Genomic DNA, 8,669 nt, shown 5'->3' on the forward strand with positions numbered 1-8,669 from the left:
GAGGCCGACATGCAACTTCTGAAAGTAATGGCACGACTTCTTGAGTACCCCACGGAAGAACTCCAGGCCTCCAAGGATGCCCTGGTTGCCGCTGTTCTTGAGGACAGCTGGCTACCCGGTCAGAACAAGGCCCAACTGCTTCGCTGTGTGGATATGCTCTGTGACGGTGACCTGCTCGACCGGCAGGAAGACTACGTGGGCATCTTCGACAAAGGCCGGGCCACGTCCCTGTTGCTGTTCGAACACGTACATGGTGAATCCCGTGATCGTGGCCAGGCCATGGTGGACCTGATGGAGCAGTATCGCGCCAATGGTCTGGAAATTGATGCAAGGGAGCTGCCCGACTACCTGCCGCTGTTCCTGGAATACCTCTCCACCCGCCCGGGGGACGAGATCCGGAACTGGCTGGAGGACATCCATCACATCCTTGGGCTGTTGGGCGAGCGCCTGTACCAGCGTGAAAGTCTCTATCATGTGGTGATGGATTCCCTGCTGGTGCTGTCCGGTCGCGAGGTTAACCGGCAGGAACTGGCGGGGATTGTGGCCACTGAAGAGCGGGACGACACCCCGGAAGCCCTGGACAAGGTCTGGGAAGAGGAAATGGTGAAATTCGTGGATGACCAGGGCAGCTCCTGCAGCACCGGTGGCGTGGTTGGGAAGCGCCGCCGCGAGCTGGAACAGACCCAGACCATCCACCTGAGTGATCAATTGATGACGGATGTGACTCCCCGTCCGGCAGGGCGCGCCTGAGGGCGCCGGAGGAAATGACGATGTCCTATCTCAATACATTGCTATTCGGAATCTATCCCTACGTCGCCCTCATTGTGTTGTTCGTTGGCACCTGGGCACGTTACGACCACGGTCAGTTCACCTGGAAGGCCCATTCCAGCCAGATTCTGCGCAAGAAAAACATGGTTTGGGCGTCCGTGATGTTCCATGTGGGCGTGCTGGTGATCTTCTTCGGCCACCTGGTGGGCCTGCTGACTCCCCACGCGCTCTATGAGCCTTTCATGACGCCAGGCGCCAAGCAGGTTATGGCAATCGTGGTGGGTGGCATCGCCGGAGTGTTCGCCATCATCGGCGGAGGCATGCTGGCCTGGCGCCGCCTGACGGATCCGCGGGTCAAGGCCAGCAGCACCTTCGCCGACAACATGATCATCATTATCCTGGTGGTCCAACTGGCTCTTGGCCTGCTCACCATCCTGCCCACTCTCGGGCACCTGGACGGCGGCACCATGCTCAAGTTCTCCGCCTGGGCCCAGGGGATCTTCACCCTGCAGGGCTCTGAGGTCGCGAACTACATCGCTGACGTGCACTGGATCTACAAGACCCATATCTTCCTGGGCCTGACCCTGTTCGTCCTGTTCCCCTTCACCCGCCTGGTGCACATGCTCAGCGTGCCGGTGGAGTATTTCGGGCGGAAGTACCAGGTGGTGCGTAAGCGGGCATAAGAGTAACCGGATATGAGCGGCCAGCCCGCAAAAATCTATGTCCATTCATAGCTGGAGCACGATTATGCAACTGATCCCGACCGGCGAAGCCGACAAGCCCAGAAACCAGTTCCCGCCGGTGTACGTGGGTGACACCCTGATCCCGGAAGACGACATCGCCCGGGAGATGCAGCACCATCCGGCGGAAGACGTCGCGGAAGCCTGGCACGAAGCTGCCCGCAGCCTGGCTATCCGCCAGTTGCTGCTGCAGCAGGCCGATATCCTGCAGCTCCCCGAGTCCATGGATGAGGAAGAACGCTTGGCACGGGTGCTGGAGCTGGAACTGAACGTACCGGACCCGTCCGAGGAAGACTGCGAACGTTTCTACGCCGCCAACCCGGCACGATTCCGCAGCCCGACCCTGATGGCTGTCAGTCACATCCTGCTGGCCGCCGCACCGGACGACGTGGAAGAACGTATCCGCCAGGAAGAGGCGGGCCATCAGTTGCTGTCTTCTCTGCTCGATGGTCGTTCCCGGTTTGTCGATCTGGCCAGGCAGTATTCGGCCTGCGAATCCCGCCACCAGGGCGGCAGCCTGGGGCAGATCAGCAAGGGCCAGACGGTGGAAGAATTCGAGCGCCCGGTGCTGAACCTGCAGGAAGGCCTCAGCCCAGGGTTGATCGAAAGCCGCTACGGCTGGCATATCGTACGGGTCGACCAGCGCATCGACGGTGAATCGCTTCCCTACGAGCACGTCAAACCCCAGATTCGTCAGTACCTCAGCGAAAGCGTCACCCGTCGGGCGTTCCGGCAGTACCTGCAGGTGCTCGCTGCGGAAACCGGAGTGGAGGGCGTCGACCTGGAACTGCCGGATTCGCCGTTGATGCAGTGAGCGGATGATATGTGTTGCGGGGGAGCATGGCTCCCCCTTTTTGATTCACATCAACTATCCACCAATAACCGTCAATCTACCCCCTTCGGGGGACAGCATTCCGGCCACTGTCCCTCTACCATCTAAAGCATTCTATGGGATACATGAAAAGGGGAAACCACTCATGGCTGTCGCTCAATCCGTTGAAAAACGTTATGAAAAACCGGTTCTCCTGGCGACCAACCGATTCCTCGAGAAGGAAGACGGTCTGGCCGCCATCCAGGGGCATCCACTGTTCACTTCCCTGGAACCCTGGGATCTGCAATACGTGCTGCAACACTCCCGTCGGGTCCGCCTGGGGCACCACCAGTTGCTGTACCGCCAGGATATGCCGGCTCATCATTTCTTCTTCGTGATTTCCGGTCGGTTGAGGCTTTATCGCCTGGATGCCTCCGGGGTGGACCGCACCCTGGACAGCCTGTTGCCGGGTAACTGCTTTGCCGAGGTGATGATCTACGCTGATCCGCCCCGGTATGCCTGTTACGCCGAGGCCCTGAAGAACAGCGAGGTATTGATGATTCCGGTGAAGGTGTACCAGGAACTGCTGGAAGGCAACCACCGGTATGCCCGGGCAGCCCTCCAGCACTACGCCATGCGGGCGGTGAGCCGGTTCCATGACCTGGAGATCATGACCGTGCAGAGTGCCCGGGACCGGCTGATCCGCTACCTGATCGACCTGCTACCCGACAATGCCCGTCAACAGGGCGGGGAAGTGGAACTGCCGTTGCCCAAGTGCCTGGTGGCGTCCCGACTGGCCATGCAGCCGGAAACCTTCTCCCGCATCCTGGCGGACCTGAAGGGCAACGGCCTGGTGAGGGTGAACCGCAGCAAGCTGTTTATTACTGATCCCGCGCGGCTGATTCAGCTCAGCCAGTGATCCTCCCTGTTGTTGAAGGAATACCCATGATTACCCGTTACACAGACCTGATGCAGGCCGTACACCAACAGGACGAGCCCCAGCGTTTGCTGTTCGTATTCTGCCGGGCCGAGTTGCCCGATGATGCCAGCGAGGCCGAGAAGGCCGGCTTCGAGCGGGGTGAGGGCGGCGCGCTGACGCCAGTGGTGTGCGTCGACAAGGCTCCGGACGAAGTCACCCGGTTCGATGACCTGGTGGAGGAATCCAACCGCACCGGTCAGCCGTGGGATGTGGTGTTCGTCGCTGCCATGTCTGGCCGGGGTGGCGTTGCGCCGTCTTCCGACGATGCCCGGCAACCCCTGACCATGATGGTGGAGTCGATCCGTTTGGGGCATATCGGTGGCTACCTGCCGCTGGACCCGCATGGACAGGCGGTTGACCTTCACTGATGGACGCTAATGTGTGAACGAAGCGTCCCGGACGGGGGCCGTTGGAGGAAAGATATCAGCCCCCGGTCATATTCATGAACCGGAGAATCTGCACATCCCCCCCAACCTCGAAGTGGTGCTTCTCCGGTTTCAGGTCCATGGCATCAATAATAGTCTGTTTCAGTTTATCGTCTGTCACCGGGTTGCCCCGCAGCACGCGACGCAGGTCCACCGAATGCTCATTGCCCAGGCACAGCAGCAGCCGGCCTTCCACGGTCACGCGTACCCGGTTGCAGGTGGAGCAGAAATTATGGGAATGAGGTGAAATGAACCCGACCCGGGTTTCGCTGCCGGGCATCCGGTAGTATCGGGCCGGGCCGCCTGAATCCTCGGTGGCGGGCACGAGATCGTGATGCTGGCGGATGATATCCCGCACCTCGTCGCTGCTGCAGAAGGCCAGGCCCCGATCATGCTCGTTGATCTCGCCGAGGGGCATTTCCTCAATGAAAGTGATGTCGATGCCCTTGCGACGAGCGAAATCCACCAGCTCAGGCACCTCGTCGTCATTGCGGCCTTTAAGGACAACGGTATTGAGTTTGATGCCCCGGAAACCGGCTTCCCGTGCGGCATCAATGCCGTCCAGAACCTTTGACAGGCTGCCAGTGCGGGTGATCTGACGGAACTTGTCCTTATCCAGGGAATCCAGGCTGATATTGACCCGGTGCAGGCCGGCCCGTCGGAGGTCGTCGGCCATGGTGGGCAGTTGGCTGGCGTTGGTGGTCATGGCGAAGTCGCGCAGTCCATAGCTGCCGATTTCCTTTACCAGTTCCAGGATGTCCCGCCGCACCAGGGGTTCACCACCGGTGAGGCGGATTTTCTCGGTGCCCAGTTCCGTAAACGTACGGGCCACACGGGCAATTTCTTCCAGGGTGAGAACCTGTTGGCGGGGCAGGAAGGTCATATCCTCCGCCATACAGTACACACAGCGGAAGTCGCAACGGTCAGTGACAGACAGGCGCACGTAGTTGACGGTGCGGCCAAAACGGTCTGTCAGCTTGGATTGGGTCATGTCGGTATCCTGTTGCGATAAGGCATGCTGGATGCGCGATTATGTAATCAGTATGGCAAATCCCGCCGGTAAATCCGATACCCCGGCGGGAGTATCTCCATGTGGCCGTCCATGGCCCGATGGATCAGGCGCTGAGTTGGTCGGCCGCGCTGTGCGGTTCAGCTACCGACGGTGCCAGGGTGGGGAAGAAGATACCTTTCACCACCTGCCAGGCAATGGCCAGGGCGCCGACAATGAACACCACATCGCCCACGGTACGGAACCAGCGCAGGAACTGCAGGATATTGCTCTGCATGAAGGCTTCGCTGCGGGCGTACCACAGGCCCTCGCTGGCGCTGGCGACAAACTGGATCAGGCCCACTGGCAGCAGGCTGGTGAACAGCATCAGCGCCAGGCCGATGTTCAGCCACCAGAAACCGATCTTCATCAGCCGTTCGTCAAACACGATCCGGGGGCGGATATAGCGCAGGATCAGCAGGCTGAAGCCAAGGGCCAGGAAGCCGTATACCCCGAACAGCGCCGCATGGGCATGGGTGGGCGTGGTGTTCAGACCCTGAATATAATAAAGCGCCACCGGCGGGTTGATCATGAAGCCCAGTACCCCTGCACCCAGCATGTTCCAGAAGGCCACTGCCACAAAGAAGGTCAGTGGCCAGCGCACATTCTCCATCCACGGCGCGCGGTGTTTCAGGCGCCAGTTCTCCCAGGCCTCATAGCCAAGTACCACCAGCGGCACCACTTCCAGGGCGCTGAAGGTGGCGCCGACAGCCATCACCGGGGTGGTGGTGCCGGAGAAGTACAGGTGGTGGAAGGTACCGGGTACGCCGCCGAGCATGAACAGACTGGCGGATGCCAGGCTCGCGGAGGTGGCCACGGTGCGGGACACCAGACCCATGCTGCAGAAGATGAAGGCCAGGGCTGCGGTGGCGAACACCTCGAAGAAGCCCTCCACCCACAGGTGGACAATCCACCAGCGCCAGTACTCCATGATGGAAATGTGGGTGCGTTCGCCGTAGAAGAAGCCGGCACCATAGAACAGCCCGATGGCGACCACGGAGGCGGTCAGCAGGGCAAGCAGATGCTTGTCGCCGGGCTGGCGCAGGGCCGGGACAATGCCGCGCAGCATCAGCACCAGCCAGAACACGATGCCCAGGAACTTGCCGATCTGCCAGATCCTGCCCAGGTCGACGTACTCATAGCCCTGGTGACCAAGCCAGAAGCTCAGGTGCTCCGGCATGATCTGGGCAATGGCCAGGTAGTTGCCGATAAAGGAACCGGCCACCACGACTACCAGGGCCCAGAACAGCACATCCACCCCCAGTTTCTGGAACTTCGGGTCCTTGCCGCCGTTGATGATGGGCGCGAGGAACAGACCCGCGGCCAGGAAACCGGTGGCGATCCAGAACAGGGCGGATTGTATGTGCCAGGTACGTACCAGGGAGTAGGGGAACCACTCGGACACGTTGATGCCGTAGAAACTCTGGCCTTCCACGGTGTAGTGGGCGGTAAAGCCTCCCAGCATAACCTGGAACACGAACAGGCCTACAACCAGCAGCAGGTACTTGCCCAGGGCTTTCTGGGAAGGTGTCAGCGCAAAGCTGGTGAGCGGGTCCTTGACCGGGGCGACGGGCTCGTCCTCATCATGTTTACGCAGGAAGGCCCAGGCCCAGATCAGGCCGCCAACACCAGCAATCAGCAGTATCACGCTGACAACGGACCACACGATGTTCTCGGCGGTGGGCTTGTTGTCGATCAGTGGTTCATGGGGCCAGTTGTTGGTATAGGTGGCGTCACTGCCAGGGCGTTCGGTGGAGGCGGCCCAGGCGGTCCAGAAGAAGAACTCCGCCATACGTGCCCGGCGGTCCGGGCTGGGCAGGGTGTCCTCCTTCATGGCGTAATTTTTCCGGGTGGACTGAAGGCCCGGCGCGTCGCTGAACAGCTCGTCATAATAGGCAGCGGTTTGTGCGATGGCCTGTACCCGCCGGTCATCCAGCGTCAGTTCCCCGGTATCGGGATTGTAGCCGTTGGTCCGGTATGCCTCTTTAAGCTGGTACGCCAGGGCGTTCTGCTGTTGCCCGGTAAGGTTGTGCCAGTCCTGGCCATACTCCTCCCCGGCGGCAATATGCAGCCAGGCAGTCAGTTCACGGTGCAGCCAGTCTGCTGTCCAGTCCGGGGCCTGGTAGGCGCCATGGCCCCAGATGGAGCCCAGTTGCATCCCGCCGACCGACTGCCAGGCGGTCTGGCCGTCGAGGATGCTGTCTTCCGTCATCAGGGTGTCGCCGTCGACGGTGACAACGCGGTCGGGGATGGGTGGGGCAGCGCGGTAAACTTCCGCACCGAAGTAGCCCAGCAGGGCAAAGGTGATCGCCAGGATGGCAATCAGGATGTACCAGAGTCGGCGGTAGTGTGCCATGGACTGTCTCCGAGGTGGTTTTCCTTTACAGGTGGTCTCTCTTCGTTGTCAGGGAAGTCGTTCTATCTCAATAAGTATCATATTGAATACATGTTTATTTGATCCTTGAGATGCGTCAAATAATGGTGGGGTAGTCGGCAGGGAGGAAGTTTCTTTTCAGAATTGGTTTGAGTTGGCACCCTTAAACATTCTTTTTTCTTGAATGTTTTGGCTTGTTGTTTTCTAATACATTCATGTGGGATGAATGTATGGGGCGAGATATGGCAGCCGATGAAAGAGCCATGGAGCAGATGCTGAAATTGTCTAACCTGGCGCTGCTGGTCAGCGTAGTGGGCGTGGTCGCAACCGTGGTGTGTGCCTACCCACTTGCCGGCAGCCTTTCACTGCCGGCACAGGTGGCGGCTCACATCTTCACGCTGCTTTTTGCCACGACGCTGAAGCTGTCCTACATCACCCGGCTGATATCGCTGCGGCGTCTGGATCGCCCCGTCCACTGACAGAGGCTCGTTGAAATAAGGTAGAATTGTCATGTATCCGGAGCTTCGGGGGCATGACCTGATACTGGCACCGGAAATCAATCATGACTGAACCGATGGGTGACGGACCTGTCCCAGGAGGTTGCACGGTCCCAGGCAGGGGGCACTGGCCGGCTTTCTGCCCGGGATGCAGGCCGGTGGAGAGAAGTGGCATGAGGAAAACCGGTTATCGGATCCTGGCGTATATCAGTCTGGCGTTGGGGCTTGCGGGAGTGGTGTTACCACTCTTGCCAACAACACCGTTCGTGCTGCTTGCAGCATGGTGTGCGAGTCGAAGTTCGCCGGCGTTTGAAGCCTGGTTACATGGTCATCCGACCTTCGGTCCGATGATCCACAACTGGCGGGAGAGCCGGGCAGTGCCAGTACGCGCCAAGTGGACGGCGGCCCTGTTGCTGGCGTCCAGTTGGACCATGCTGTTCCTGATGGGGATGCCCCTGGCAGTGCTGGTCATGACTGGGCTTTTTTTCTCGGGTCTTGTGACGTTTCTGGTCACACGGCCATCGGTTTGATGATGTAGCCGGAAGGTTTTCCGGTCCAGGAGTTCCAGATGCACATAACCCGATACACCGATTACTCCCTGAGAGTGCTCATCTACCTGTCCATGCGGCGGGACCGGCTGTCCACCATCCAGGAAATTGCCGACAGCTACCAGATTTCCAGGAATCACCTGATGAAGGTGGTACACCAGCTAAACCGCAAGGGCTATATCGAGACGGTCCGTGGCAAGAGTGGTGGTATGCGGCTACACCGGGAACCCAGCACCATCAACATCGGCGTACTGGTTCGTGAGACCGAGCAGGACCTGAACGTGGTGGAGTGCTTCTCGTCGGACAACCAGTGCGCCATTTCGCCGGTCTGCGGGCTCAAGGGGGCCTTTGCTCACGCCCTGAATGCCTTCCTGGAAGCCCTGGATCAGTACACCCTGGAAGATGTACTGCCGGACCGACACCGGCCCCAGCTACTGCGTCTGCTGCAGATCGCCTAGTGTGCCGTTTGGTCAGCGAAC

At 59.9% G+C, this 8,669-nt stretch carries 10 protein-coding genes; 8 read left to right on the top strand and 2 right to left on the bottom strand.

Annotated features, from left to right (window positions below; all coding sequences use genetic code 11):
- Window positions 1–9: 9 nt before the first annotated feature.
- The 5 genes from narJ (at window position 10) to ACJO3T_RS01885 (ending at window position 3,666) form a co-directional block, all read left to right on the top strand.
- Complete coding sequence (narJ, locus tag ACJO3T_RS01865) at window positions 10–750, top strand: nitrate reductase molybdenum cofactor assembly chaperone (protein ID WP_406960947.1); 741 nt, start codon at window positions 10–12, stop codon at window positions 748–750.
- 20 nt (window positions 751–770) lie between these two features.
- The gene (narI, locus tag ACJO3T_RS01870; RefSeq protein WP_406960949.1) at window positions 771–1,451 is read left to right on the top strand and encodes a respiratory nitrate reductase subunit gamma; all 681 of its coding nucleotides are present in this window, start codon (window positions 771–773) and stop codon (window positions 1,449–1,451) included.
- A gap of 64 nt (window positions 1,452–1,515) precedes the next feature.
- Entirely contained in the window at window positions 1,516–2,322 is an 807-nt protein-coding gene (locus ACJO3T_RS01875) for a peptidylprolyl isomerase (protein ID WP_406977642.1), read from the top strand.
- A gap of 163 nt (window positions 2,323–2,485) precedes the next feature.
- Window positions 2,486–3,238 carry a Crp/Fnr family transcriptional regulator gene (locus ACJO3T_RS01880; RefSeq protein ID WP_406960953.1) on the top strand — a complete coding sequence of 251 codons (753 nt, stop codon included), beginning with the start codon at window positions 2,486–2,488 and terminating at the stop codon, window positions 3,236–3,238.
- 26 nt (window positions 3,239–3,264) lie between these two features.
- Entirely contained in the window at window positions 3,265–3,666 is a 402-nt protein-coding gene (locus ACJO3T_RS01885) for a ribonucleotide reductase subunit alpha (RefSeq protein WP_406960955.1), read from the top strand.
- 55 nt (window positions 3,667–3,721) lie between these two features.
- Here the strand turns inward: ACJO3T_RS01885 and moaA are convergent, their stop codons facing one another.
- Window positions 3,722–4,714, bottom strand: a complete 993-nt coding sequence (moaA, locus tag ACJO3T_RS01890) for a GTP 3',8-cyclase MoaA (protein WP_406960957.1) — start codon at window positions 4,712–4,714, stop codon at window positions 3,722–3,724.
- Window positions 4,715–4,838: 124 nt separating this feature from the next.
- Window positions 4,839–7,127 carry a nitric-oxide reductase large subunit gene (locus tag ACJO3T_RS01895; RefSeq protein WP_406977643.1) on the bottom strand — a complete coding sequence of 763 codons (2,289 nt, stop codon included), beginning with the start codon at window positions 7,125–7,127 and terminating at the stop codon, window positions 4,839–4,841.
- Between the two features lie 260 nt (window positions 7,128–7,387).
- On the opposite strand from ACJO3T_RS01895, the gene ACJO3T_RS01900 reads away from it, so the two are divergent.
- The 3 genes from ACJO3T_RS01900 (at window position 7,388) to ACJO3T_RS01910 (ending at window position 8,648) form a co-directional block, all read left to right on the top strand.
- Window positions 7,388–7,624: a hypothetical protein gene (locus ACJO3T_RS01900; RefSeq protein WP_406960961.1), complete on the top strand. Its 237-nt coding sequence runs from the start codon at window positions 7,388–7,390 to the stop codon at window positions 7,622–7,624.
- Between the two features lie 191 nt (window positions 7,625–7,815).
- Entirely contained in the window at window positions 7,816–8,172 is a 357-nt protein-coding gene (locus ACJO3T_RS01905) for a YbaN family protein (protein ID WP_406960963.1), read from the top strand.
- Window positions 8,173–8,210: 38 nt separating this feature from the next.
- Window positions 8,211–8,648 carry an Rrf2 family transcriptional regulator gene (locus tag ACJO3T_RS01910; protein ID WP_406960965.1) on the top strand — a complete coding sequence of 146 codons (438 nt, stop codon included), beginning with the start codon at window positions 8,211–8,213 and terminating at the stop codon, window positions 8,646–8,648.
- The last annotated feature ends 21 nt before the right edge of the window (window positions 8,649–8,669 follow it).

Origin of the sequence: Marinobacter shunpengi, assembly GCF_045449715.1 — a bacterium.
Taxonomy (GTDB): Bacteria; Pseudomonadota; Gammaproteobacteria; order Pseudomonadales; family Oleiphilaceae; genus Marinobacter.

Coding starts and splice junctions, on each gene's coding strand:
- narJ (WP_406960947.1), top strand. CDS start 10: ATGCAACTTCTGAAAGTAATGGCACGACTTCTTGAGTACCCCACGGAA.
- narI (WP_406960949.1), top strand. CDS start 771: ATGTCCTATCTCAATACATTGCTATTCGGAATCTATCCCTACGTCGCC.
- ACJO3T_RS01875 (WP_406977642.1), top strand. CDS start 1,516: ATGCAACTGATCCCGACCGGCGAAGCCGACAAGCCCAGAAACCAGTTC.
- ACJO3T_RS01880 (WP_406960953.1), top strand. CDS start 2,486: ATGGCTGTCGCTCAATCCGTTGAAAAACGTTATGAAAAACCGGTTCTC.
- ACJO3T_RS01885 (WP_406960955.1), top strand. CDS start 3,265: ATGATTACCCGTTACACAGACCTGATGCAGGCCGTACACCAACAGGAC.
- moaA (WP_406960957.1), bottom strand. CDS start 4,714: ATGACCCAATCCAAGCTGACAGACCGTTTTGGCCGCACCGTCAACTAC.
- ACJO3T_RS01895 (WP_406977643.1), bottom strand. CDS start 7,127: ATGGCACACTACCGCCGACTCTGGTACATCCTGATTGCCATCCTGGCG.
- ACJO3T_RS01900 (WP_406960961.1), top strand. CDS start 7,388: ATGGCAGCCGATGAAAGAGCCATGGAGCAGATGCTGAAATTGTCTAAC.
- ACJO3T_RS01905 (WP_406960963.1), top strand. CDS start 7,816: ATGAGGAAAACCGGTTATCGGATCCTGGCGTATATCAGTCTGGCGTTG.
- ACJO3T_RS01910 (WP_406960965.1), top strand. CDS start 8,211: ATGCACATAACCCGATACACCGATTACTCCCTGAGAGTGCTCATCTAC.